This is a genomic window from Stenotrophomonas maltophilia (assembly GCF_023518235.1).
GTDB lineage: Bacteria > Pseudomonadota > Gammaproteobacteria > Xanthomonadales > Xanthomonadaceae > Stenotrophomonas.
On record NZ_CP090423.1, the window covers coordinates 4,287,343 to 4,308,513 of the forward strand.

Annotated in this window: 30 protein-coding genes and 1 tRNA gene; 11 read left to right on the forward strand and 20 right to left on the reverse strand. The window is 64.2% G+C overall.

Features of this window, described 5'->3' with window-relative positions:
• Window positions 1–50 precede the first annotated feature (50 nt).
• The gene (locus LZ605_RS19885; protein WP_249843023.1) at window positions 51–332 is read right to left on the reverse strand and encodes a hypothetical protein; all 282 of its coding nucleotides are present in this window, start codon (window positions 330–332) and stop codon (window positions 51–53) included.
• 178 nt (window positions 333–510) lie between these two features.
• Here LZ605_RS19885 and LZ605_RS19890 point away from each other — a divergent pair, with 178 nt between their 5' ends.
• Window positions 511–846, forward strand: a complete 336-nt coding sequence (locus LZ605_RS19890) for a Rieske (2Fe-2S) protein (protein ID WP_249843024.1) — start codon at window positions 511–513, stop codon at window positions 844–846.
• A 309-nt stretch (window positions 847–1,155) separates the two neighbouring features.
• Here the strand turns inward: LZ605_RS19890 and LZ605_RS19895 are convergent, their stop codons facing one another.
• The 4 genes from LZ605_RS19895 to thiS form a co-directional block, all read right to left on the reverse strand.
• Complete coding sequence (locus tag LZ605_RS19895) at window positions 1,156–3,003, reverse strand: SLC13 family permease (protein WP_107231713.1); 1,848 nt, start codon at window positions 3,001–3,003, stop codon at window positions 1,156–1,158.
• 27 nt (window positions 3,004–3,030) lie between these two features.
• Window positions 3,031–3,765 carry a tRNA (guanosine(46)-N7)-methyltransferase TrmB gene (trmB, locus tag LZ605_RS19900; protein ID WP_249843025.1) on the reverse strand — a complete coding sequence of 245 codons (735 nt, stop codon included), beginning with the start codon at window positions 3,763–3,765 and terminating at the stop codon, window positions 3,031–3,033.
• Window positions 3,765–4,559 carry a thiazole synthase gene (locus tag LZ605_RS19905; protein ID WP_005410813.1) on the reverse strand — a complete coding sequence of 265 codons (795 nt, stop codon included), beginning with the start codon at window positions 4,557–4,559 and terminating at the stop codon, window positions 3,765–3,767. Before LZ605_RS19905 ends, trmB begins: the two co-directional genes overlap by 1 nt.
• Window positions 4,560–4,674: 115 nt before the next feature.
• Window positions 4,675–4,875 (reverse strand): sulfur carrier protein ThiS, encoded by a 201-nt coding sequence (gene thiS, locus LZ605_RS19910; RefSeq protein WP_057498832.1) that lies wholly within the window; start codon window positions 4,873–4,875, stop codon window positions 4,675–4,677.
• Window positions 4,876–5,082: 207 nt separating this feature from the next.
• On the opposite strand from thiS, the gene LZ605_RS19915 reads away from it, so the two are divergent.
• The 3 genes from LZ605_RS19915 (at window position 5,083) to ltrA (ending at window position 9,607) form a co-directional block, all read left to right on the forward strand.
• On the forward strand, window positions 5,083–6,918 hold the full coding sequence (locus LZ605_RS19915; protein WP_249843026.1) for an autotransporter outer membrane beta-barrel domain-containing protein: 1,836 nt from the start codon (window positions 5,083–5,085) through the stop codon (window positions 6,916–6,918).
• 947 nt (window positions 6,919–7,865) lie between these two features.
• Window positions 7,866–7,939, forward strand: a tRNA-Gly gene (locus LZ605_RS19920).
• Window positions 7,940–7,954: 15 nt separating this feature from the next.
• A complete protein-coding gene (gene ltrA / locus LZ605_RS19925; RefSeq protein ID WP_071229638.1) occupies window positions 7,955–9,607 on the forward strand; it encodes a group II intron reverse transcriptase/maturase in 1,653 nt (550 codons plus the stop codon).
• Between the two features lie 185 nt (window positions 9,608–9,792).
• On the opposite strand, the gene LZ605_RS19930 is transcribed toward ltrA, so the two are convergent.
• Genes LZ605_RS19930 through LZ605_RS19960 form a run of 7 tightly spaced genes read right to left on the reverse strand, consistent with a single transcriptional unit; the run spans window position 9,793 to window position 14,509 of the window.
• A complete protein-coding gene (locus LZ605_RS19930; RefSeq protein ID WP_249843027.1) occupies window positions 9,793–10,155 on the reverse strand; it encodes a hypothetical protein in 363 nt (120 codons plus the stop codon).
• Between the two features lie 15 nt (window positions 10,156–10,170).
• Window positions 10,171–11,211, reverse strand: a complete 1,041-nt coding sequence (locus tag LZ605_RS19935) for a tyrosine-type recombinase/integrase (RefSeq protein WP_249843028.1) — start codon at window positions 11,209–11,211, stop codon at window positions 10,171–10,173.
• 1 nt (window position 11,212) lies between these two features.
• Window positions 11,213–11,410 carry a DUF4224 domain-containing protein gene (locus tag LZ605_RS19940; RefSeq protein ID WP_249843029.1) on the reverse strand — a complete coding sequence of 66 codons (198 nt, stop codon included), beginning with the start codon at window positions 11,408–11,410 and terminating at the stop codon, window positions 11,213–11,215.
• A 1-nt stretch (window position 11,411) separates the two neighbouring features.
• Window positions 11,412–11,705 (reverse strand): hypothetical protein, encoded by a 294-nt coding sequence (locus LZ605_RS19945; protein WP_249843030.1) that lies wholly within the window; start codon window positions 11,703–11,705, stop codon window positions 11,412–11,414.
• Window positions 11,702–12,286 (reverse strand): hypothetical protein, encoded by a 585-nt coding sequence (locus tag LZ605_RS19950; protein WP_249843031.1) that lies wholly within the window; start codon window positions 12,284–12,286, stop codon window positions 11,702–11,704. Before LZ605_RS19950 ends, LZ605_RS19945 begins: the two co-directional genes overlap by 4 nt.
• Entirely contained in the window at window positions 12,283–14,241 is a 1,959-nt protein-coding gene (locus tag LZ605_RS19955; protein ID WP_249843032.1) for a DNA cytosine methyltransferase, read from the reverse strand. The genes LZ605_RS19950 and LZ605_RS19955 overlap by 4 nt, the downstream gene beginning before the upstream one ends.
• Window positions 14,234–14,509 carry a hypothetical protein gene (locus LZ605_RS19960; RefSeq protein ID WP_249843033.1) on the reverse strand — a complete coding sequence of 92 codons (276 nt, stop codon included), beginning with the start codon at window positions 14,507–14,509 and terminating at the stop codon, window positions 14,234–14,236. The genes LZ605_RS19955 and LZ605_RS19960 overlap by 8 nt, the downstream gene beginning before the upstream one ends.
• On the opposite strand from LZ605_RS19960, the gene LZ605_RS19965 reads away from it, so the two are divergent.
• Window positions 14,508–14,732 (forward strand): hypothetical protein, encoded by a 225-nt coding sequence (locus LZ605_RS19965; RefSeq protein ID WP_249843034.1) that lies wholly within the window; start codon window positions 14,508–14,510, stop codon window positions 14,730–14,732. The two genes, LZ605_RS19960 and LZ605_RS19965, sit on opposite strands and share 2 nt — an antisense overlap.
• Before the next feature lie 10 nt (window positions 14,733–14,742).
• On the opposite strand, the gene LZ605_RS19970 is transcribed toward LZ605_RS19965, so the two are convergent.
• The 7 genes from LZ605_RS19970 to LZ605_RS20000 all read right to left on the reverse strand — a co-directional run bounded on the left by LZ605_RS19970 (window position 14,743) and on the right by LZ605_RS20000 (window position 17,412).
• Window positions 14,743–15,519 (reverse strand): hypothetical protein, encoded by a 777-nt coding sequence (locus tag LZ605_RS19970; RefSeq protein ID WP_249843035.1) that lies wholly within the window; start codon window positions 15,517–15,519, stop codon window positions 14,743–14,745.
• A complete protein-coding gene (locus tag LZ605_RS19975) occupies window positions 15,516–15,728 on the reverse strand; it encodes a hypothetical protein (protein ID WP_249843036.1) in 213 nt (70 codons plus the stop codon). Before LZ605_RS19975 ends, LZ605_RS19970 begins: the two co-directional genes overlap by 4 nt.
• Before the next feature lie 87 nt (window positions 15,729–15,815).
• A complete protein-coding gene (locus tag LZ605_RS19980) occupies window positions 15,816–16,058 on the reverse strand; it encodes a hypothetical protein (RefSeq protein WP_249843037.1) in 243 nt (80 codons plus the stop codon).
• A 109-nt stretch (window positions 16,059–16,167) separates the two neighbouring features.
• The gene (locus tag LZ605_RS19985) at window positions 16,168–16,602 is read right to left on the reverse strand and encodes a hypothetical protein (RefSeq protein WP_249843038.1); all 435 of its coding nucleotides are present in this window, start codon (window positions 16,600–16,602) and stop codon (window positions 16,168–16,170) included.
• Window positions 16,599–17,012: a hypothetical protein gene (locus LZ605_RS19990; protein WP_249843039.1), complete on the reverse strand. Its 414-nt coding sequence runs from the start codon at window positions 17,010–17,012 to the stop codon at window positions 16,599–16,601. The genes LZ605_RS19985 and LZ605_RS19990 overlap by 4 nt, the downstream gene beginning before the upstream one ends.
• Complete coding sequence (locus LZ605_RS19995) at window positions 17,009–17,224, reverse strand: hypothetical protein (protein ID WP_249843040.1); 216 nt, start codon at window positions 17,222–17,224, stop codon at window positions 17,009–17,011. Before LZ605_RS19995 ends, LZ605_RS19990 begins: the two co-directional genes overlap by 4 nt.
• Complete coding sequence (locus tag LZ605_RS20000) at window positions 17,221–17,412, reverse strand: hypothetical protein (RefSeq protein WP_249843041.1); 192 nt, start codon at window positions 17,410–17,412, stop codon at window positions 17,221–17,223. The genes LZ605_RS19995 and LZ605_RS20000 overlap by 4 nt, the downstream gene beginning before the upstream one ends.
• 172 nt (window positions 17,413–17,584) lie before the next feature.
• Here LZ605_RS20000 and LZ605_RS20005 point away from each other — a divergent pair, with 172 nt between their 5' ends.
• The 3 genes from LZ605_RS20005 (at window position 17,585) to LZ605_RS20015 (ending at window position 18,884) form a co-directional block, all read left to right on the forward strand.
• Window positions 17,585–17,851, forward strand: coding sequence for a hypothetical protein (locus tag LZ605_RS20005; RefSeq protein ID WP_249843042.1), 267 nt, complete (start codon window positions 17,585–17,587; stop codon window positions 17,849–17,851).
• A gap of 402 nt (window positions 17,852–18,253) precedes the next feature.
• Window positions 18,254–18,673 carry a hypothetical protein gene (locus LZ605_RS20010; RefSeq protein ID WP_249843043.1) on the forward strand — a complete coding sequence of 140 codons (420 nt, stop codon included), beginning with the start codon at window positions 18,254–18,256 and terminating at the stop codon, window positions 18,671–18,673.
• Window positions 18,674–18,722: 49 nt separating this feature from the next.
• Window positions 18,723–18,884 carry a hypothetical protein gene (locus LZ605_RS20015; protein WP_249843044.1) on the forward strand — a complete coding sequence of 54 codons (162 nt, stop codon included), beginning with the start codon at window positions 18,723–18,725 and terminating at the stop codon, window positions 18,882–18,884.
• A gap of 68 nt (window positions 18,885–18,952) precedes the next feature.
• Here the strand turns inward: LZ605_RS20015 and LZ605_RS20020 are convergent, their stop codons facing one another.
• Window positions 18,953–19,744: a S24 family peptidase gene (locus LZ605_RS20020; RefSeq protein ID WP_249843045.1), complete on the reverse strand. Its 792-nt coding sequence runs from the start codon at window positions 19,742–19,744 to the stop codon at window positions 18,953–18,955.
• Between LZ605_RS20020 and LZ605_RS20025 the strand changes: the two genes are divergently transcribed.
• The 3 genes from LZ605_RS20025 (at window position 19,743) to LZ605_RS20035 (ending at window position 21,170) form a co-directional block, all read left to right on the forward strand.
• Window positions 19,743–20,222, forward strand: coding sequence for a hypothetical protein (locus LZ605_RS20025; RefSeq protein WP_249843046.1), 480 nt, complete (start codon window positions 19,743–19,745; stop codon window positions 20,220–20,222). The genes LZ605_RS20020 and LZ605_RS20025 overlap by 2 nt on opposite strands.
• Before the next feature lie 184 nt (window positions 20,223–20,406).
• A complete protein-coding gene (locus tag LZ605_RS20030) occupies window positions 20,407–20,862 on the forward strand; it encodes a phage regulatory CII family protein (protein ID WP_249843047.1) in 456 nt (151 codons plus the stop codon).
• Window positions 20,859–21,170, forward strand: a complete 312-nt coding sequence (locus LZ605_RS20035; RefSeq protein WP_111190575.1) for a winged helix-turn-helix domain-containing protein — start codon at window positions 20,859–20,861, stop codon at window positions 21,168–21,170. The genes LZ605_RS20030 and LZ605_RS20035 overlap by 4 nt, the downstream gene beginning before the upstream one ends.
• The last annotated feature ends 1 nt before the right edge of the window (window position 21,171 follow it).

The following is a 21,171-nucleotide window of genomic DNA, read 5'->3' on the forward strand; positions in this document are numbered from 1 at the left end:
GCAGTCTAGAACGCATGGCGCCCGCCGTCAGCGGGCGCGAAAGGCGCGGCTCAGCGCGAGGCCGGCAGTACCGGCTTGCGCACCACGCGGTACTCGCCCTCGACCACGGTCGGATCGACCGGACGCGCGCTGCCCGGCTTGCGCGAAGCCAGCAGCTTCCACGCCAGACCGACCAGGATCATCGCTGCACCCACGAACACACCGATGAACACCATCGCGGCCAGGATCGCCAGGCCGAGCAGGCCCACGGCAACGCGCACCAGCGGGTGGCGCGGCTTGCGCGGCGCGAACAGGGTGCGGAACTGGGTAAAGGCGGATGCGCGATTGAACATGGCGGCTCGATAGGCTGGGATCAGCGAAACCAGAGTATCGGGAGGTGCCACTGTCATTGAGTGAAAAACTCGTTAAATATAGCTGAGGCTTATTACCAATCAATGACTTGTGTTCATGTCGCAGCCAGTCACCTGAGCAGGCATGCGACAATTCCGCTTTACCGCCCGAGCCCTCGCCATGACTACCGCTGCTGCCCTGATCGCCCTTGAAGCCATTGCCGATGGTGCGTTTGCCGAGGTCGAAGCGGTGGTTGATGGCGATGCCGAATCGCTGCTGCTGTATCGCGACGGCAAGCAGGTGCGCGCCTTCCTGAACATCTGCCCGCATGCCGGCCGCCGCCTGGACTGGGCGCCGGGCCAGTTCCTGAAGAGCCGCGAGGGCCATCTGGTGTGTGCCGCGCACGGTGCGTCGTTCGCGCTCGACAGCGGCGACTGCATTGCCGGCCCCTGCAAGGGCGACCGCCTGCGCGCGGTGCCGGTGGATATCCGCGACGGGCGGGTCTACCTGGCCTGAGGCCAGAAGCAGTCGAGCATGGCTCGACGCTACAAAGTCCGTGTCGACCAAGGTCGACAGCTGCCAGAGCGGGATCCGTGCCGACCAACGGTCGGCACCCATCACCAGCCGCGTGAAACTGTCGAAGGCGGGGCACTGTGTGTTTGCGGGGGTATGAGCGGCATGGATGCGGCGACCAAGCCCCCATGGATGGGTTTACGGCGTCCCCGCAAACCCACAGTGCCCGCCATCCCACGGAATGCACGCTGTTGCTGTTGAGGTTACCGGCCAGCGGCCGGGTGCAGGGCGCAGCCCTGCCGATCAATCCCCTCAGAACATCAGGTTGATCATCAGCACCACCACCAGCGTGTAGATCAGCGACAGCGGGCCGCCGACCCGCCACATCTCGCGCGGGGTGTAGTTGGCCGGGCCGGTGATCATCGAGATCACCGGGTTGGAGGCCGTCATCAGATTGTTGGACGCCGACAGCGCCACGATCAGCGCGAACGCAGTCGGGTTGCCGCCGGCCGCCAATGCCAGGTTCACCGCAATGGGCACCATCACGATGGTCGCGCCCACGTGGCTGATCACCAGCGAGAACGCGGTGGTCAGCAGCGCCAGCGCCACTTCCAGCACCCACAACGGAATGCCGGTGGGCAGCTTGTCGATGGTGTGCCCGGCCACCCACGCGGCGGCACCACTGGAATCCATCGCCCAGCCGAGCGGGATCAGCCCGGCCATCATGAACACCGTCTTCCAGTTGATCGAGGCATAGGCCTCGTCCATGCGCAGCACGCCGGTCAGCAGCATGCCGGCCACGCCGGTCATCAGGGTCAGCGCCACCGGCAGCTTGCTGGTCAGCGCAATCAGGATGGTCAGCGCGAAGATCGCCATGGCGATCTTGAACTTGTGCGGGCGCTGCTCGCCGGTCGGGTAGTCGGTTACCACCACGAAGTCGCGGCTGCGTGCGGCCTGCGCCAGGTCGGTCCAGATGCTGTGGAAGACCAGCATATCGCCCGCGCGCAGCTGCACGTCGCGCACATCCTCGCGGATCACCTGCTTGTCGCGGTTGATCGCCAGCAGGCTGATGCCACGTTCCTTGCGCAGGCGCAGGTCGGCCGCGCTCTTGCCGATCACGTTCGAGGTGGGCGGCACCACGGCCTCGGAAATGCCGGCGCGGCTGGGGTTGAACAGATCGCCCAGGTGCTTCAGGCGCGAAGACATGCGCAGGAACTGGTTCTGCGCGAAATCGCTGATCTGCTCGCGTGGGCCCATCGCACCGAGCACGCTGCCCACCCAGATGCGCATCTCAGCTGGCGGCGCCAGGCGGGTGTCGTTGCCGGTCTTCAGGGCCAGCAGCAGCGGCGCGTCGTGCAGGTTTTCCGCCTCGCCCAGGGTCATGCCCACCAGCGGGCTCTCGGCGGTCACTACCAGTTCGAAGACATCGCCCTCAATGCCGTAGGTCTTGGCGAAGTAGCTTTCGGTGCGCGCCGGGGTCACCCCGTCGTTGACCAGGTTCTCTTCCTCGATCAGCTTGCGGTCGCCGTAGTAGCGGAAGTACAGCAGCGAGGCGACCAGCAGCGCCACGCCGATCGGCAGCGGCGCGAACATGCGCAGCGGCTCGATGGTGGCCAGGCCGGAGGGCAGGTTGTTGTTGGCCGAAGCCAGCAGATCGTTCAGCAGGATCAGCGGCGAATTGCCGACCATGGTCAGCGCACCGCCCATCACGATCGCAGCCGAAATGGGCAGCAGCAGCCGCTGCAGGGTCAGCCCGGTACGCGCGGCCAACCGCGAGGCCACCGGCAGGTACAAAGCCATCACCGAAGGGTTCTGCATGAACGAAGAGTTCAAGCCGGCAATGGCCGTGGTCATCATCAGCAGCCGCTGCTCGACGCCGTGGCCGCGCCGCAGCAGCCACGCGGCCAGCCGGTTCAGTGCGCCGGTGCGGTCCAGGCCTGCGCCGAGGATGGTGGTGGCGATGATGCTCATCACCGCGTTACCGGAGAAACCGCCGAAGATCTCCTCCGGCGCGATCAGGCCGGTGACGCCCAGCACCACCAGCACCACCAGCGCGACCACGTCGGCGCGGATGCGCTCGAACAGGAACATCGCCATCGTGAAGCCGACCAGCCCGAGCACGAGCTTCATGTCGTTGGTCAGCGTCAGCGCGGTATCCATGTGGGGCGCGGCGTCCTCAGGCGTTGATCAGGTGCGGTCGTACAACAGGTCCCAGACGCCGTGGCCGAGCTTCTGGCCACGGGTCTCGAAGTGGGTCTGCGGGCGCCAGTCCGGGCGCGGCACGCTGCCACGCGGGCCGGCGCGGCTGACCAGCCCGGCGGTGGCGTCGAGCACGTCCCACATCTGCTCGGCGTAGTCTTCCCAGTCGGTGGCACAGTGCAGGCGGCCACCCGGGCGCAGCTTGCGCACCAGCAGGTCGGCGAACGCCGGCTGCAGCAGGCGCCGCTTGTTGTGGCGCTTCTTGTGCCACGGGTCCGGGAAGTAGATGCGCACTTCATCGAGCGCGCCGTCGGCGATCTCGTTCTGCAGCACTTCCACCGCATCGTGGTGGTACAGCCGCACGTGGTCGGCGTTGTCCTCGGCCAGTGCGTTCAGCAGCCGGCCCACGCCGGGCGCGTGCACCTCGATGCCGATGTAATCGCGCGACGGGTCGTGCTGGGCCGCAAAGCGCAGCGCGGCACCATTGCCGAAGCCGATTTCCAGCACCTTGTGCGCCGGGCGGCCGAAGGTGGCGTCCAGGTCACGCGGCTGGCCGTTGTAGTCGATGCCGAAGCGCGGCCAGCGTTCGTCGAACGCGCGCTGCTGGGCGGGGGTGAAGCGGCCCTGGCGCAGCACGAAACTGCGCACTTCGCGGCGACCTTCGCTGACGGTGAAGGGCTTGGGCGGGGCCTTGGAACCGGCGCTGTCGAAAGGATTGGTCATCAGCCGATCAACCCATCCACCGGCGAGGAGGCGCTGGCGTAGCGCTTGCGCGGAATGCGCCCGGCCAGGAAGGCTTCGCGGCCGGCCTCGACCGCTTTACGCATGGCGCTGGCCATCAGCACTGGATGGCGCGCACCGGCAATGGCGGTGTTCATCAGCACGCCATCGCAGCCCAGCTCCATCGCAATGGCGGCATCGGAGGCGGTGCCGACGCCGGCGTCGACGATGATCGGCACCTTGGCATCTTCGATGATCTGCAACAGGTTGTACTTGTTCTGGATGCCCAGGCCCGAACCGATCGGCGCGGCCAGCGGCATCACCGCAGCGCAGCCGATCTCTTCCAGGCGCTTGGCCAGGATCGGGTCATCGGAGGTGTAGACCATCACCTCGAAACCGTCCTTGACCAGCTGTTCGGCGGCCTTGAGGGTCTGCACCACGTCCGGGTACAGCGACTTCTGGTCGCCCAGCACTTCCAGCTTGGTCAGGTTGTGGCCGTCCAGCAGCTCACGGGCCAGGCGGCACGTACGCACGGCGTCCTCGGCGGTATAGCAGCCGGCGGTGTTGGGCAGGATGGTGTAGCGCTCCGGCGGCAGCACGTCGAGCAGGTTCGGCTCGCCCGGGTTCTGCCCGATGTTCGTGCGGCGGATGGCCACGGTGACGATCTGGGCGCCTGCGGCCTCGGTGGCCAGGCGGGTTTCTTCCAGATCCTTGAACTTGCCGGTGCCGGTCAGCAGCCGCGAGCCATAGGTCTTGCCGGCGATCACCAGCGAATCGGGGGAGACATGAACGTTCATGACGCGATTATCGCTTATCCGCCTGAAGATGGGGTCACGCTGAAGGGGGCGGAGAACGGGGTCAGATCCCTTTGCCCCTGGCAAAGGGATCTGACCCTGGGGTCTTCGGACAGTCTCAACCGCCGCCCAGCGCGTGCACGATCTCCACCACGTCGCCTTCGGCCAGCACGTGCTCGCCGTGGCGGCTGCGGCTGACGATCTCGCCGTTGACCTCCACCGCCACCCGGCGCTGCAGCAGCTGCTCGGCCTGCAGCAGGTCGTGGAGGGTCGCCGAAGCGGGCAGGGTGCGGGGTTCGCCGTTGAGCTGGATGTCCATCTGCACATTGTCGCTGATGGCCTGCTCGGATCGGAACCCTTGCAAATTGCCGGTTCCGCCACCTGCCGCACACCCGGGCGTGGCCAAGGGCGGCGACAATCCATGCGGCGGCGCAGCGTGAGCAAACGGCGGTCCGGTGAAACCATTCACCGTGCGCCGGCGTACGTGCGCCGGGACCTCAACGATATCCCCACAGGAGTTTCTTACATGCAGCTCAGCAAACGCCCGATCCGCTCCCTGATGGCGGCCGCGATCGCGCTGGCCGCGCTTCCGGCCATGGCAGGCGAATCCCCGTTCTCGCGCACCGTGTTCCTCGGTGACAGCCTGACCGACAGCGGCTACTACCGCCCGCTCATCCAGCCGGCCGACGCGCGTCCTGTCACCGGCCAGTTCACCACCAACCCGGGCCTGGTCTGGGCGCAGGTGGTGGCCGGCTACTACGGCACCGACGCCAACCCGAACGGCAACGGCCAGATCGGCGACAACTACGCTGTCGGCGGCGCGCGGGTCGGCGTGGACCTGACCCAGCCGGCGTTCGGCAACGTGCCGGTGCCGTCGCTGAAGACGCAGACCGCCCGCTACCTGGCCGCCAATGGCGGCAAGGCCGACGCCAATGCCCTGTACACCGTGTGGGGCGGCGCCAACGATCTGTTCTCCATCACCGCACCGGCGCAGGCCCCGGCGGTCATCGGCGCCGCCGTCACCGACCAGATCGGCATCGTCGCCAGCCTCAAGCAGGCCGGCGCGCAGTACGTGATGGTGCCGAACCTGCCGGACATCGGCAGCAGCCCGGGCTTCATCGACCGCGGCGCGGCCGGTCGCGCGCAGGGCACCGCCCTGGCCACCGCGTACAACAACGCCCTGTACGGCGGCCTGAAGCAGGCCGGCATCGAGTTCATCCCGCTCGATACCTACACCCTGCTGCATGAAATCATCGCCAACCCGGGCATGTACGGCTTCAGCAACGTTACCGGCCGCGCCTGCCTGGTGGCCTCGTCGCTGAGCTGCAGCCCGCTGGCCTACGTGCGTCCCGATGCGGCCAGCACCTATCTGTTCGCTGACGACGTGCACCCGACCTCGGCCGCGCACCAGATGCTGGGCCAGTACGCGATCTCGATCCTGGAAGGCCCGCGCCTGCAGCAGGTGCTGAGCCATTCGGCGCAGACCATCGGCCGTTCGCGTGCCGACCAGGTCAGCCTGCACCGCAGCGGCCGACCGGCTGATGGCCTGTCCTGGTGGGGTGGCCTGCGTGGTGACATGCAGCGCTACGACCACGCCGACCTGTACGACGGCATGGCCCCGGCCGGCCTGTTCGGTGTCGACTGGGCCCGCAACGGCATGGTGTTCGGCGGCTTCGCCGGCTTCGGCCGCATGGATGCCGACTTCGGCAACAGCCGTGGCGACTTCACCCAGAAGGACACCACCGCCGGTCTGTTCGCCGGCTGGTACGGCGACCGCATCTGGGTCAACGGCCAGGTCAGCTACAGCTGGCTGTCCTATGACGTGAACCGCAAGGTGCAGCTCGGCCCGGCCACCCGCGAGCATGGTGGTTCGCCGGACGGCAGCAACCTGACCGCGGCGCTGAACGCCGGTTACGAGTTCGGCACCGAAGGTGGCTTCCGCCACGGCCCGATCGCCTCGGTGATCTGGCAGAAGGTGAAGATCGACGGCTACACCGAAAGCGCCGACGCCGGCACGATGGCCACCGCGCTGGGTTACGGCAAGCAGGACGTCGATTCCACCGTCGGCCGCATCGGCTGGCAGGCCCGCTTCGACGGCGGCAGCGTCAAGCCGTACGTGCAGGTGACCTACGACCACGAGTTCGAGGACACCAAGCAGGCCAGCGCGTGGGTGCAGAGCCTGCCGGGCGTGGGCATGTACCGCGTGCCGGGCATGGAGTTCGACAAGAACTATGCGACCGCCATCCTCGGTGCCCGCATGGACCTGTTCGGCCTGCAGAGCAACATCGGCCTGAGCACCACCACGCTGCAGAAGCGTGCGATGGATACCTCGATCTTCGCCAGCTTCAGCGGCAGCTTCTGATGCAGAACGGGGTCAGATCCGTTTCCGCCCGGAAACGGCTCTGACCCCATTGCCGGCGGATGTGGCGGGCCACCATTGCGCAACACCGGCCGCTCCGCATAGACTTTCACCCGCAATGCGGGCGTAGCTCAATGGTAGAGCTGTAGCTTCCCAAGCGTGCGACACGAGCCGTGCCGCACGTTCAACCGACCAGGCGGTTTCCTGGCCACAGCTGTACAGATCTCGGTCTGGCAGCAAAACGTCCCCCAGCAACACGGTGGACGATACGTTGAACGGTAGGAGTACATCCCTACTGGCACGGCGAAGGCTGTGCATGCAATTGTTGGTCGTCCACCCTGCCAAGGGTTCTCGAACCAACCCGGTGTTCAGCCACCGGTAGCCAAGGAGTGGTGCGGGAGAAGTAATTCTCCGGTGCTAAGCTCTCCGTTAATGTAGCCATCCTCACGGATACGATTCTCCCGTGAGGGAGGACTCGTGACCTCGGTAGTCGTAACCGAGTAGGCGCTAGGCTGAGTATCAAGGATCAGTACAAACGAATCGCCATATAAACGTCGTCAAGCTAGACGGGCCAACTGCGACTGGGCCCTACCCAAAACGGGACGAGGTCGGATGTTTCTCTGCTTGGTAGAGACACGCTGACAATTGCACCTCCGGCGAAAAGGCGAGATCCTAGGTACTCTGTTGCATGTACGGAACGTGGTAAGCCCAACTGGTTGTCGCCTCGGCGACTAGGTTCTCCGCAAGGAGAAACGATGACCAAGTGGGTATAGGATGGTGGAGTAAGCGAACGCCTCTCTGTAATCGAGGGGATAGGGGATGAAAAGATCGCCCCAACCCGAAAGGGTGCTGACTTCCACCGGGTGGTCTGTCGCTAAACAGGCTTCGCAAACTCATACCCAACGGGGAACGACTCCCCTTTGGGGCGTCTATCCCCTGACGGGCTCTGGGCGGGTGTAGCTCAATGGTAGAGCTGTTGCTTCCCAAGCAACTGACGAGGGTTCGATTCCCTTCACCCGCTCCACTTCAGGAGGTAGATATGGACGCCATCATCGATGGTGATGTCGCCTCCTCACACCTCAGCAACTGGCACTCCATCAACTGGAAAGCCACAAGCTGCGCTGTGTCGAGGATGCAGGCAAGAATAGCGAAGGCAGCTAAGGACAAGCAGTGGCGTAGGGTTAAACGCCTACAAAAGCTACTTGTCCGCTCAACTGCAGCCAAAGCAACGGCTGTACGTCGAGTCACGGAGAACCAAGGCCGTCGTACCCCGGGTGTAGACCGTGCAACGTGGTCGACACCTGCGGCCAAGTGGAATGCCATCAACTCCTTGCAACGTAAGGGATACAAGGCAAAACCGCTTCGCCGAATCCACATCCCCAAGGCCCGAGGTGGCACCCGCCCTCTCGGTATACCGACGATGAAAGATCGAGCAATGCAGGCGCTGTATCTGTATGCACTCGACCCCGTCGCCGAAGCTTATGGGGACATTCACTCATACGGGTTCCGTAGTTTCAGGTCGACAGCCGACGCTGCCGCCCACCTGAAGACCTGTCTGAGCACGAAGACCAGCTCACGCTGGGTGATGGAAGGGGATATCAAAGGTTGCTTCGACAACATCAGTCACGACTGGCTGATGAAACACGTACCAATCGACCGGCATGTGCTGTCGCAGTGGCTGAAAGCAGGCTTCATGGAAGACCGTAAGTTGTTTCCGACGGATGCGGGCACACCACAGGGCGGCATCATTTCCCCTGTGCTCGCAAACATTGTCCTTGACGGGCTGGGCCGGCTCATCGATGCGCTCCCACGCCGCAACAAGTGCAACTTCGTCCGCTACGCAGACGACTTTGTAATCACAGGAGCCTCTGCGGAGATCCTGGAACGCAAGGTCAAGCCGATCGTCGTCAAGTTCCTCGCGGAAAGAGGGCTCACGCTCTCCGAAAGCAAGACGAAGATCACGCACATGGACGAAGGCTTCGACTTCTTGGGTTGGAACTTCCGGAAATTTGGAAATCTCCTCCTTAGAAGGCCGTCGAAACAAAACACCAACGCCTTCATGGCTAAGATCCGCAGCCAGCTCCGGCTGTTGCGGGGATCCACGCAAGACGACGTGCTGCATGTCCTGAACCCGATCATTCGGGGGTGGGGTATGTATCACCAAGTTGTGAACGCCTCAGAACCGTTCGCAAGACTGGATCACCTTATCCACCACGCGGTCTGGTGTTGGGCCAAACGCCGTCACCCCACCAAAGGTCTCCGCTGGATCAAACGTCGGTACTTCCGGCGCAACAAGTCCCGCGATTGGATCTTCGGTGTCGGTAAACACACTCTGATGCGCCTGTCGTCCCTCAAGGTCGGCGAATACATCAAGGTGCGGTCTGACGTTAGCCCCTACGACCCCAAGGACGAGAGCTACTTTAATCAGCGGTTGCAATACCGCATGAAGCGCTCGCTGACCGGAAAAAGGAAACTGCTATGGCTTTGGACAAAGCAAGAGGCCAAGTGCGCCTGCTGTGGGCGGAAACTGACCAGCACCAGCTGGCACATCCACCACAAGGTTTTCAGGGTGTACGGGGGGTCTGACCGCCTCTCCAACCTTGTTTTGCTCCACACCACCTGTCACGAGCAGCTTCACGCCCGTGCCAGGCTACGGCTGTCGCCCCCTCCCATAGACGAAGGGGGTTTGTGACTGCTTGAGCCGTGTGAAGGGTAACTTTCACGCACGGTTCTGAGGGGGGAGGGTGGCCGCGAGGCCACCTTCCCACCCGACTACTGACGTGGGTTCGATTCCCATCGCCCGCTCCATGTCTCCCAACGGGTTCCAAGTTTTGCGGCGCTCCGCAATATGTGGCCCGCTCCGCAATCGGGGGAATTTCAGGCGACTGAATCTAGAAGCTGCTGCCCGCGCTTCGCGTATTCGGCGTCGGATGCCTGAAACCAAATGAACGTCTCTGAATATCCAGGCTGACCGGCCGATGGTGGCAGAGTCGAGTCCAGGTAGACCGTGCACGTCTGCTCCGACGTGGTTCCCTGCACCCCTCCGGAGCTGAGCAGCTGTAAGACTTCCGGCCACTGCTCTGCTTCGACCATGAGCCTGTTGGCTGATGTAAAAGCGAGCCGCATGGTTGGGAAACTGCGCATCATCATGGCGGTGATCTCGGTTTGGATGGAGATAAGAATTTCGCCGAAAGCCGTTAGAAAGTCGCCATAACGCAGGCGTAACGCTTTAATTTGCATACAGGCACAGCCGCGCTATCGCGTCGGTGTGGCCTTGGATCCTCTCTTCTTTCGCACATAGATCTCAGTCGTTGTGACCGATGAATGCCCCAGCTGGGCCTGCGCCTCGCGAATGTCCTTTGCCGAATCGGCCTTGTCCGTGCCCGCCTTCGCGCGGAGATCTCGGAACTGGAACTCCCCCTTAGCAATGCCCGCCGCCTTCCTGGCCTTGTCGAACCGGTAGCGCAGTGCTGCCCGCCCCAAGGCCAAGCCCTCGTCGTCCACGATCAGCCGCGTGCTGTAGACCTTCTCTCGCCCGTTCGGGCACTTTTCCCCCTTACGCTTCGCAATACGGTCGAGCAGGGCCGCCAGCTCGCCCGTGATCTCCATGGTGACCCGGTTGCTGGTCTTCGACTGCTGGATGATCAGGCCGCGCGCGGTGACCTGGCGCACGTCCATTGACCACACATCGCCTACGCGCTGGCCGGTCAGATAGGCCAGGTCCATGGCATCGCGCAAGGCTGCATCGGCATGGGCATAGACAGACTTGAACGCGTCATCATCCACGTAGACATCGCGCCCGGCTTCCTTATTCCGCCGGATGCCCTCGCATGGGTTGGGCAGGTCGGTGATGCCCTTGCCGCGGGCCCAGTTCCAGATATGCGAGAACAGCGACACCTCGCGGTTCGCGATCACCTTGGCCTTACGCCAATCCAGGTACTGCCGGATGTTGATAGGCCGGATAGCCTCAAATGGCGCCGGCGGCACGTCGAAGTAGCTCAGCAGCGCGGTGATGCATCGATTGTTGAGACGCTGGGTGGTCACGGCCTTGGTGGGCACGACCTCGGCCCGGTAGCGGTCGGCGACGTGACGGAAGGTAACTACCGCGGCAGCTGGGATCGTGTTCGCATGCTCATGTTCTGCCCACAGCTTGATGGCCACGCCGTAGTTGCTGCCCAGCGGTGTTTCGCGCCGCGGCTTGCCGCCGTGGTCGTAGTAATAGTGGATCACTCCCGATTTCTGCTTGCGTGCCCTGAACCGGGGGATTGCCCCTGGCTTGCTCGGTTTCCGTCCCATTTCACGCGACCTTGCTGGAAGTCCATGTCGGCGGCGCCTTCGGAGCCGGCGCCGTTCCTTCAACGCTGGAGCGAAGCACGACTGGCCAGTCATGCGCGTCCAGGAAGTGCTTGATCCCATTCTTGCGGAGGAACGCAGCCTGTCGCGCGCGCTGTGGCGTGCGGCAGAGGCCCGCGATCTCGTCGCGCGAGAGGTACATATCAGACAGCACTGGCCACCTTCCCTCCGCCTGCCATCACCAGGCGCATCTGGACTACGTTGTCGACCGCCGCAGGCACAGCTGCCGGCCGCGCGCTGCGCCCGGGGCGGTTGAGCCGTCGCCACGCTGCGATGGCCTTTTCGGGATCTGCATGCTTGCTGGTCGACCGGCAGGCGCATTCCACCAGGTGGCCGCCGCCGGCGGAGGCGCATCGCTTGTCGTGGATGTGGCGCGCGCGGTGGCCGGCAGCGCAGTTCGGCAACCCTTCCGGGTGGCTGATATGTTCTTGAGTCATGGCTTCTTGCACTCCTCGATGTGGGCTTCGAGCTTTTCCAGAAGGAAGGCGGCTTGCTCGGCGCGATGGCGCCGGTCGTATGCGTTGAGATTGGCCCGTGCGTCCCTGAGCCACTGAAGTGGCTGGATGAGCCAGCTGGGGTCGAATGGCAGCAGGGTGCGCGGGTCGGCCTTCTTGACCAGTGGGGAACAATCGGGACCGGCCCAGTCCTCACTGTCGCCGCAGCGAACGCAGATCCTGGCTTGGAAGTCGTGGACCTTCTCGGGCTGGATTACGCGCGGGGTCTCGAACAGGGCGCGGACAACGAGGCCGCGTTGGTGCCCGCCATACACGTGGCCGGCGTCGGCCTGCATCCAGCAGCCCGGCGCATGATCGTCTTTGTGGCGGTACTCCCAGCGCACCGGCTGCGCGGTATAGAGCGCCGTCATCAGGGTGTCGGCCCACGCGCGCACCTGGTCGGCGGCAACGGGACCGTCGGCGGGGACGATGCGCCGCATGGCAGAGACGACCGCGGCGACAGGCGACGATGCCTTCGTGACCTCGACAACGGTGGCCGGGGAAATGGGCAGTGGTGCAATCATGCCGCCACCGCCATGTCGGCCGGCACACGATCCAAGTTCGCCTCTGCAATCGCGAACATGGGGGGCGGGCTGACGCTGTTGCCGCACATCCGAACCTGCGCAGTAGTCTTCAGTACCGTTCCGTCGGCGGTGCGGTCGATGATGTAGGTTGCCGGGAAGCCCTGCGCACGGAACAGCTCATGCGGCTTGAGCATGCGCAGTCCGATATCCACGATCACGTAGGGCGTACCCTTGATGATCACGGTGACCAGCGCCAGGCGGTCCTTGGTGGTGACCGTGTCCACGGGGTCATGGAGCCCCACGGCGATGCCGCTGCCGTAGTACTTCACTAGGAACGCGGCAACGCGCAGCGCGCCGGCCTCCTGATCGGGCGACAGCTGCGCCAGCTCCGCCTCAGCTACGGCCTGCCCGCCATTGCCGCTGGCGGTGACCGTGCCGAGCGGTGATCGAGGATCCTTGCTACCAGAGCCCCAGCGCTTCGGGCCATTCGGCCGACCTTCGCCGTGGGCTGCCTGCACCATGAAGGCGGTGGACACACCAAGGGCATGCGCCGCGCCGGCAGGGCGGGCGGCACCAGCGCCAGAAGTGATCGTCGGCACTGGCTCGGTGACCGCGGTGCCGATGCTGTCGCCACGGAACTTCACGAGATGCGGCGCGGCTACAGCGTGCTTCACGCCGCCCGCAACAATCGTTCCCAGCGGCTGCTGCAGGTCCAGAGCGCGCGGGCCCTGGCCTTCGCGCTCGCCGTAACCGGTTTGCACCAAGGTCGGGGCAACCAGTGCGGTATCGGCCTTGGTGGTCATCGTGTAGAGCGGCTCTGCGCCGGAGCGCGGCTCGGACTGCCCGGCCCGACCGCCGACGCCAGCGAGGATTGGCGAGACCACGGAGAAATGGCCGCCCTTGACGCCTGCGCAGACCGTGCGCAGCGGTTCGTCGACGCGCATGGAGCCTAGGGCGTGGCTGCTGTTCGCGTGCTCGGCGATGAAGGCGGCGGCGGCTCTGCTGTTGTCGAGGCAGGTGGTCTGTGCCGGTACAACGAACGGATCAGAGGCTTGCAGCACATGCCGCATTACCCCCTTCGCGATCCGCCGCATCGTGGCCTCCGCGAGGTCGCGCTTGCGGCCGAAGATTGACGAGCAGGGGATGGAGAAGTCCAGGCAGTCGGCAGCGTTCACGCGAGGCTTTTGCCCGGGTGCCGGGCCATGGGTTGGCGCGGGCCACACGATGGCCTGGCCGTCGCGTCGGCCGAGCAGGAACAGGCGTTCGCGGCTGGTGCCGGCGCCGTAGTCGCTTGCCACCAGCTTGCGCCACTCGACCGCGTAGCCCAGAGAACGCAGCGCGGCGACGAACTGGCGCCAGGTGCGGCCGCTGTGTCGCTTGTCCGGCACCAGCTGCTGGTGCCCGACCGGCACGCGTTCGCCGCGCGCTGCGACGGTGCCATCCATCTTGATCACGCGGCCGGTGGCCTTGCAGCGCTTGGCCACCAGCGGACCCCAGGTGAGGATCTGCCAGACGTTCTCCATGGAAATGATGCGCGGCGCGGTGTTGGTCCCGTGCAGGCGATCAGCGCGCAGCAGCTGGCCAACCCACTTCAGCACCACCCATGACAGGGCGCGGGTCTTCCTGCTGCGCGGCTGGCCGCCCTTGGCCTGGCTGAAGTGCGTACAGTCCGGCGACGCATGGAACCAGCCGATGGGGCGGCCGGCCACGTCCACGCGCGGGTCTGCGTGCCAGATATCTTCGCGATGGTGCTGGGTCAGCGGGTGGTTCGCGGCGTGCATGCCGATGGCCAGTTCGTCGTGGTTGTAGGCCAGGGCGGGATCGACGCCCAGGGCCTGCTTGAGCCCTTCCGATGCACCGCCTCCACCGGCGAACAGATCCACGACGATCTCGCCGGGGCGCAGACGGGAGCGCTGCGGCATGGGGAAGTTGAATGCGCGGGAGCCGTCAGCCATTGGAATCTTCCTCGTCGTCGTCCAGGTCGCCGTCGTCGGCGTCCATGCAGGTGGAGCAGGTGTGTTGGCCGTGATGCCATTCGCCGCAGTCGTTCCAGCAGAAGCCTTTGCCGCAGGTCGTGCAGACACCGGCATCGCTGAGGTCGAGCGGGTCATCGCAGACGCAGCACAGGCCGATAGGCATGTCCTTACCCATGGAACACCGCCACTTGATCCGGGCGAAAAGTTCGGCCAGCATCCGCCGCGTCACCATTGGAGAGGCGGTCATGGACAGCATTCAGCGCTACCCCCGCGAAGGGGAGTACAAGGGCATTGGTTTCGTCGTTCAGATCTGGCAGTTCGCCACCGGGGAAATCTCGGTCGAAGGAATCGACGTTGATGGATACCCAAGCCGCCGCCTTTCTGACGGTCACAGCGAGGAGTTCAAGAGCGTCCAGGAAGCTTTCGAATACGGGTCGAAGCTTGCGCGGCAGTTGATCGACCAGCCCTGAGCTGATGAGATCAGCCATTGCCCACCGCCTGGCTGTCGATCAGCAGCCGCTTCACGTAGGCACTGATTGCAGCGCGCTTCTTCTGGCTCAACGAACCAGCGTGCACGCTGAGGGCCGTGTGCACTGCCACGTGCAGATCATCCGCATGTCGCTGCGACCAACGGCCCAGGTCCACGGCCTGCGCGGGCGGCCGGCGATAAAGAGGTTCGGTGAAGAACCCATCGTCATCCTTCCTACGAAGCACCACCCCGTCATTACGGGGATCGTTGAGCTGGTGGATGTTGGCGTAGCCCACCGGCTGGGTATCAACGGCCAGTTCTCCGGAATTTCCGGACGGCTGAGCCGAGGTATCAAAAGGCAGCTGCTCGATATCTTCGACTACCTGATTTGATGCCACCGGCTGGCGGGCTTTCCACTCCACACCATTCCAGATGAACCCCTGATTCAACAAGAGTTCCACCGCCGACTGCCGACGTGAGGTTGCTCGGAATCTATCGAAACTTGCCAACTCAGCCTCGGCTGCTTGCGCCCGCGCAAGATACTCACCTGTGCGCTTAAACCATCGGACCCTCTCGCTCGAAAACGCATCCCCCTGACCACCCGGGGAGGGCTGGGCGGAGAAGATTGCGTCGTGGAGCTCCATGGCCTGCTGGCTGTAGCCGATGCCGTGAGTGCCGGCGTTGTATGCGTCGCCCAGCAGGTCGCGTGCGCGGTCGTACGGCACAGTTGCCAGCCTCACCCTCCCACCTGGCTGCGCGTCTGCAAGGGTCTTGTTGTCGGTGGTCATGCTCGCGGCTCCTGTGTGCCGTTGATCTGTTGTCCGCCGAGGGCGGCGCGGAACTCCCATCGCTCGGCTTCGTTGGTGTAGTAGGCGGAGCGCTCAAGTCGCTCGCGCTCGGTGAACTGTGTGTCGTGCAGCGCGTGGTCTGCGGCTTCGCGGTTGGCCTTGGCCATGCGTACCGGGTCGTCTTTGAAGATGTCGAGCTGGTTACGCACGCTGGACTCCTGGAATGGGTTGCCGGCTGGTGGAACCCGGCCGGCGCGGGTTCCCTGCGCTACAGGGGGCGAGCGCAGGGCAGGGGGTCAGTGGGTGTCCTCGGCTGGCAGTGGCATGCGCTCTCGGGCGGCCGCGCGCTGGCTCGTCTCGTCGCGGAAAGCTGGCCAGCTGGTACGCAGGTCCCTCACGCAGGCCCAGCCGAAGTAGCCGATACCGACCAGGGCGACCAACACGAACGAATGGGCGCCGGTATAGATGGCGCGCGCGAGCAACGCCAGCATCAGGCCGACGATGAAAGCGCAGTAGAAGGGCAGGGCCAGGTGGCGCATTACTCGGTCTCCTGCTCGGCAGCGGGCTCGGCCGGCGCGGGCGCCTGGCCGACGGGAGGGGTGATGGGCGGGATGCCGACGGCCATGGCGGCGAAGAAGTCGTTGTCGGTCACGGCTGCACTCCCGTGAAGCTGAAATTGCAGGCGCGCTGACAGTTGCCGTTCTTGGCTTCCCAGCGCAGGGAGGCGATTTCTTCCTCATGCGGCGCCAGGGCGTCTTTGATGGCCTGGAACGAGGGCAGCGTGAAGTCCAGGAAGGCGGACAGCTTCTCGGCCAACCAGATGGCGCGGTAGTGGGTCGGCAGACCGCGCTGCACACACGCTCCGGTGACCACGTGCGTGACCTGCCAGTCGCCCAGTTCGGCCGTGGTGCGGTCGCCCATCATGGTCGACTCGTCGTCGCTGATGACGTGGTGGCAGAAGAACGGGCCGACCACAAAGCCGGTGAACTTGCTGGGCGGCGAGGCGTCAGCGCGCTGCAGGTCTTCGCCGCGCGGCAGGGTGAAGGTCTGCATTGCGGCCGGTGCGCAGGGGAAGGCGGTCATGCGGCTGCTCCATCGGCAATGTGGCTCTCGACCCAGGCACGCATGCGCGTCCATCGCCGCTCCGGCGTTTCGGTGTCCCGGCGCCACTCACCGTCGTTCTCGTGGACGATCTCCGCCGCCATCGCTTCGGCAATGCCAAACGCCTTGCTCACGGCTTCGCGGTCGTCGGGGTCGAGGCCGGTCATGTCCAAGCCGCGCTTGGCGCCGATGACGCCCAGCGTGCAATGGCAGCCTGTGCTGTCCTGGAGCTGTTCGGCGATGAGTCGCTTTTCGGGCATCGCGTCGAGCGCGTCACGCAGTTCGACCAGGAATTTCTGGCCGCGCTTGCCGCGCAAGGCGGAAGAAACCGCGCCGCGCCAGCAGATCAGCGGCCAGGTGTCGCAGTCGTCGCTATATCCGCTGCGGCTCATGCAGCACCTGCCTGCGCGCGCGCTGCGCGGCGGGCCGCGGCGACGGCACCTGCGGCGCTCTGGCCCTGCCGCAGGACGGCATTGGCGGCGATGCTGGCGGCAATGACGACCTGGTAGGGGAGCAGTCCCCAGCGGCGCCCGGCGCGGGCAACGATGCCGGCGGCGGCTGCCGCGCGCTGTGCGTTGGAGTGGTGGGCGATGACGGCGCTCATGCGGCGGCGTCCTGCTGCGCGGCGCGCAGCTGTGTGGCTGCGGCGAGCAGCGTGTGGGCGTGCTTCTCTGCCTCATCGGCGGTCAAGTGCAGGCGGGCGGCGCCCATGTCTGCGATGACGCGCTCGCTGACGGGGTCAGCGGTGACTTTCATCTCTACCGATCGGCAGCCCAGGGAAAGGGTGGCCATGCGTGATCTCCTGCGCCCGGCCCCGGGATGGGGCTGCGTTGGGCGACGGAGATAAATTAGCCATGGGCTATCCAGCAGTCAATAGCCAAAGGCTAATCTTTTTCTGAATGCGGGTCTGCTCCATTCGCGCGTGCTACGGTGCCGCGTCAAAAACATCAGGAGGGGGTGTGCCATGGAGTGGGCTTTTACGGGGGTGACGCTGTTGCTAGGACTGTTGGGCCTGGTCCTCACCGTGCTGTGGATCTTCGTTCCATTCGCAATCTTCGGGATCAAGCCGCTGCTGCAGGACATTCTTGTAGAGCTGCGCAGGGCCAACGCAATTGCAGAGGCGCGCACGCCTCCAGGGCCTAGCCGCTTGGCGCCGCCGGTAGAAGGGGAGGAGCCCCAGGGCGCATTGGCGACCATCCGTGCCGCCGTCAGGCAGGCTGATCGGCCCTAAGAAGCCGCCGCAAGCAGTTGGCTGGCGCAATCGGCAGCATTTGCACACGCGTCGAAGTGCTTGATTATCACTAGTCTCAAAGGTTTAGCGCTGTTCTACGACATGCTGGTCGTGAAATTTAACGTTAAACTGAACGGGTTCAATTTCGGTTCATGTGCCGTAGAGCCCTTGCAGCACAAGGCTTTCCTTAAGTTGGAATGTGCCAAGCCGATCTAGGAATTGGGGGGAATCGGTTGAATTTGTGAACCTGACCGCTTGTCAACCGTTGATGCATGCGCCAGTTGTGGTAGGAGCAATTCGCCGTTAATATCGCTCCTGTGAGTAGCGGATCGCTACATCCGGTAGCGGCCGCCTCCCCTTGGTAGGCGGCCTTCGTCTTATCTACAGGGGACAGCTCAACGAATGAGCGGTGATAACACTTCAGGGAACTTTGGTTCATTTCGCGATGACGTGCTTGAAAGCGAAGTGACAAAGATTTGGATGAACCTAGTGCGTCATGTTGACGACGTATTCGCCGGCCACAAGCTTGGCTTCGAGTACATCTTGGAATGGGCAGATCCGAGCCTTGACAAGATCGTCACTCAGTTGACCGCAGTAGGCACGAAGGTTGCGACGATGCTGGATCTGCTGCTGTCCAGCGGTGCGTCGGGTACGGTGAAGGATGTGGAGCGCGTGAGCACTCTCATCAACTGTGACACTGCCATTCACTTGGTCCGTCGCGTTCACGTCGCATTGCAGCGAAACGATGAAGATGAGTACAGAAGCTGTATCGATAGACTCATCGGCATGTTCCGTCACGAAGTCAAGAACTGCCCGGTCTGATTTGCCTAGCGGCTATCACGTCCCCACACACGAAAGGAATGAGGTTGATATGAAAGCTAATGCAATGCTTGTTGAACTGCACGACGGAGCCGAGGCTGCGCGTCGCGATCAGGTCATCGCGTTGGCTCGTGAAGTGAACGCGGATTTCCAGGTCATTCATGATGAAATGGCGAGCATCCTCGCACGCTCCAATTTCGCGCTCGCTGCGTAAGCGTTAGCGCTCTTACAAAAAGCCCCGCTTCGGCGGGGCTTTTTTGTTGTCCCAATTTGGGTCAGAACTTAGAATTTTCGTAGGCCTGCGTGGATCAGTGCCTTCCCCAAGATACTCACGTCGCCGGGATCTGGCCGGTAGGCCGGGAAGTCGGTGTTGACGCTCACCACGTAGAGACCGTCACCTCGCTTCTGCAGCATCTTGATCTGCGTCTCTCCACCGATGTTGATGAGGTAGTAGTCGTCGCCGTCGAAGTAGTCGCAACTGGTGTCGATCCAGACAATGTCGCCGTCCTCCAGCTTGGGCCGCATGGACGGGCCGCGGCCGGTGATGATCTGGATCCTGCCAGGCTGGGGCAGGTAGCCGAGTTTCCGGCGCACCTCCCACTCTGCTACCTCGATGGTCTTCACTACCTCGGGGTAGTCCTGGTTGACGATCCCTACACCCATTCCTGCGCCCCCTTCAAACAAATCGAAGCGAACATAGCCCGCTGGCGTCTCAGTCGCCGCGACTTGTGAGACCGACTTGTCCGTGTCGCCGTGCGCGGTGTCCATCCATCCGGCTTGTAGACCAAGCGCAGCCTCGATAGCTCTGGCGGTCGCGCCGGCCATTACGCGCGGCTTGCCCGTTGTGGCGTTTCGGCTTCGATTGACCCATTGGCTCACCTGGGCCGGATTCTTGATGCCGGCCGCATCGGCGAAGGACCTCTGGCCGCCGTGTTCGGCGATCAAGGCAACCAAGTTGTCGTGGCGGACTTCGTCTATTGGGCGCATCCGGCCATTGAATAGCGAAAGGCTATTCAATCCAACGAGCTTTTGGCTATTGTCTTTTGAATAGCCTGCGGCTAATGTTGGCTGCATGGACCTACTCACCTACATCTCGGACATGCCCCGCCGCGTAGCGCTCGCGGAGGCTTGCGGCACCAGCCCAGAGTACCTGTGGCAGATCGCCACCCGCTGGAGAGGAAAACGGCCTAGCCCAGGACTGGCTGCTCTGATCGAGAAAGAGTCCGGCCGGCTGGGCCCGGAACGGGTGGCGAAGGAGCCGATGATCTTCGGCGAATCGGTTTCGCCTGTTCGAGCCGAGACGCGCGCCCTGGTAGACAGCCGAATGAACAAGCGCGCGCTGCGCGCCCGGCTGGGCCTGAGCAACGACAAGCACCTGGCAAAGGTCTTGGGCCTGCCGGTAGAGCAGGTGAGCGGCTGGGCGGATGAGGACATGGTCCCGGCGCTGCCGCAGGTGATGAAGCTGCTTGGGCACACAGAGCAGGAACCCGTGGCCACCCCGGTCAACGACGACCCCGACGCGGACCGCATTGGCCCGGTCGATACCGCCTGAAAGGCCATCCCTGGCCATCGTCCCTGACTTGTTGATCTCCATGGCGCCCATCGTGCGCCACCCGGGCCGAGCCCGAAACCTTGAAACACAGCCTTCCCCAAGGTGACCCATGACCTGCCGTACATCCGCTCTCAACTGGCTCGACGTTCTCTACAACTCCGTGCGCAAGACGCCCGGAGGTGTCGTGGACGCAGCCGCCTTTCTGGCCGACCGCCGCGGCAAGTCCATGCACCCGGAAACGCTGCGCGCCAAGCTGCGCGGGCTGGAGGGTGAATCGGTGACGCTGGAAATCGCCGAACTACTGACCGAATGGATGCAGGAGAAGGCCGGCGGCAATGACTACGCCCTGGACTGGATGCAGGCGCTGGCCGGGCAGTTTGGCATGGCCGTCGCCACGGTCCCGCCGCCGCCGGAGGGCGGTTGGTCCGACGAGATTGGCGCCATCCAGACGAAGCTGCTGGAGATCACCACGCGGGTAGGGCGCCTGTCGGGCACTGCGGTGGATGCGATGGCTGATCGCCAGATCGACAGCGACGAAGCGCGCCTGATGGTGGAAGAGGCCAACTCGCTGATCACGATGGCACACCGCCTCATCCGCAACGTGTCGCGCGCTGCAGCGAAGGGGAGGGCGCGCCGATGAACCATCCGGCCCGCTCCACTGATCCGCAGTCCAGTCACATCGCCGCCGCCGCGCTCGCTGAAAGCGGCGCGCTTCGTGTCCAGCACGCCAAGACCGAAGCTGCGGTGATCCGTCATCCTGGCCAGAGCAGCCTGCACCTGTCGACGCTGACTGGTCTTGACCGCCACATGTTGGGGCGCCGCCTGCCTGAGCTGGCGCGCGAAGGGCGCATCTGGCGCGGTCCGACGGCGCCTTGCGCCACCACCGGCAAGCCCGCATGCACCTGGTGGCCGGTTGCGCCGGGCGAGAACCTGACGCTGGGGCTCTGAC

Coding starts and splice junctions, on each gene's coding strand:
- LZ605_RS20020 (WP_249843045.1), bottom strand. CDS start 19,744: ATGCAGCCAACATTAGCCGCAGGCTATTCAAAAGACAATAGCCAAAAG.
- LZ605_RS19890 (WP_249843024.1), top strand. CDS start 511: ATGACTACCGCTGCTGCCCTGATCGCCCTTGAAGCCATTGCCGATGGT.
- LZ605_RS19895 (WP_107231713.1), bottom strand. CDS start 3,003: ATGGATACCGCGCTGACGCTGACCAACGACATGAAGCTCGTGCTCGGG.
- LZ605_RS19930 (WP_249843027.1), bottom strand. CDS start 10,155: ATGCAAATTAAAGCGTTACGCCTGCGTTATGGCGACTTTCTAACGGCT.
- LZ605_RS20010 (WP_249843043.1), top strand. CDS start 18,254: ATGAGCGGTGATAACACTTCAGGGAACTTTGGTTCATTTCGCGATGAC.
- trmB (WP_249843025.1), bottom strand. CDS start 3,765: ATGACCAATCCTTTCGACAGCGCCGGTTCCAAGGCCCCGCCCAAGCCC.
- ltrA (WP_071229638.1), top strand. CDS start 7,955: ATGGACGCCATCATCGATGGTGATGTCGCCTCCTCACACCTCAGCAAC.
- LZ605_RS19980 (WP_249843037.1), bottom strand. CDS start 16,058: ATGCGCCACCTGGCCCTGCCCTTCTACTGCGCTTTCATCGTCGGCCTG.
- LZ605_RS20035 (WP_111190575.1), top strand. CDS start 20,859: ATGAACCATCCGGCCCGCTCCACTGATCCGCAGTCCAGTCACATCGCC.
- LZ605_RS19985 (WP_249843038.1), bottom strand. CDS start 16,602: ATGACCGCCTTCCCCTGCGCACCGGCCGCAATGCAGACCTTCACCCTG.
- LZ605_RS19960 (WP_249843033.1), bottom strand. CDS start 14,509: ATGACCGCCTCTCCAATGGTGACGCGGCGGATGCTGGCCGAACTTTTC.
- LZ605_RS20025 (WP_249843046.1), top strand. CDS start 19,743: ATGGACCTACTCACCTACATCTCGGACATGCCCCGCCGCGTAGCGCTC.
- LZ605_RS19945 (WP_249843030.1), bottom strand. CDS start 11,705: ATGACTCAAGAACATATCAGCCACCCGGAAGGGTTGCCGAACTGCGCT.
- LZ605_RS20000 (WP_249843041.1), bottom strand. CDS start 17,412: ATGGCCACCCTTTCCCTGGGCTGCCGATCGGTAGAGATGAAAGTCACC.
- LZ605_RS19950 (WP_249843031.1), bottom strand. CDS start 12,286: ATGATTGCACCACTGCCCATTTCCCCGGCCACCGTTGTCGAGGTCACG.
- LZ605_RS19965 (WP_249843034.1), top strand. CDS start 14,508: ATGGACAGCATTCAGCGCTACCCCCGCGAAGGGGAGTACAAGGGCATT.
- LZ605_RS19955 (WP_249843032.1), bottom strand. CDS start 14,241: ATGGCTGACGGCTCCCGCGCATTCAACTTCCCCATGCCGCAGCGCTCC.
- LZ605_RS19915 (WP_249843026.1), top strand. CDS start 5,083: ATGCAGCTCAGCAAACGCCCGATCCGCTCCCTGATGGCGGCCGCGATC.
- LZ605_RS19970 (WP_249843035.1), bottom strand. CDS start 15,519: ATGACCACCGACAACAAGACCCTTGCAGACGCGCAGCCAGGTGGGAGG.
- LZ605_RS19940 (WP_249843029.1), bottom strand. CDS start 11,410: ATGTACCTCTCGCGCGACGAGATCGCGGGCCTCTGCCGCACGCCACAG.
- LZ605_RS19990 (WP_249843039.1), bottom strand. CDS start 17,012: ATGAGCCGCAGCGGATATAGCGACGACTGCGACACCTGGCCGCTGATC.
- LZ605_RS19885 (WP_249843023.1), bottom strand. CDS start 332: ATGTTCAATCGCGCATCCGCCTTTACCCAGTTCCGCACCCTGTTCGCG.
- thiS (WP_057498832.1), bottom strand. CDS start 4,875: ATGGACATCCAGCTCAACGGCGAACCCCGCACCCTGCCCGCTTCGGCG.
- LZ605_RS19935 (WP_249843028.1), bottom strand. CDS start 11,211: ATGGGACGGAAACCGAGCAAGCCAGGGGCAATCCCCCGGTTCAGGGCA.
- LZ605_RS20005 (WP_249843042.1), top strand. CDS start 17,585: ATGGAGTGGGCTTTTACGGGGGTGACGCTGTTGCTAGGACTGTTGGGC.
- LZ605_RS20015 (WP_249843044.1), top strand. CDS start 18,723: ATGAAAGCTAATGCAATGCTTGTTGAACTGCACGACGGAGCCGAGGCT.
- LZ605_RS19995 (WP_249843040.1), bottom strand. CDS start 17,224: ATGAGCGCCGTCATCGCCCACCACTCCAACGCACAGCGCGCGGCAGCC.
- LZ605_RS19905 (WP_005410813.1), bottom strand. CDS start 4,559: ATGAACGTTCATGTCTCCCCCGATTCGCTGGTGATCGCCGGCAAGACC.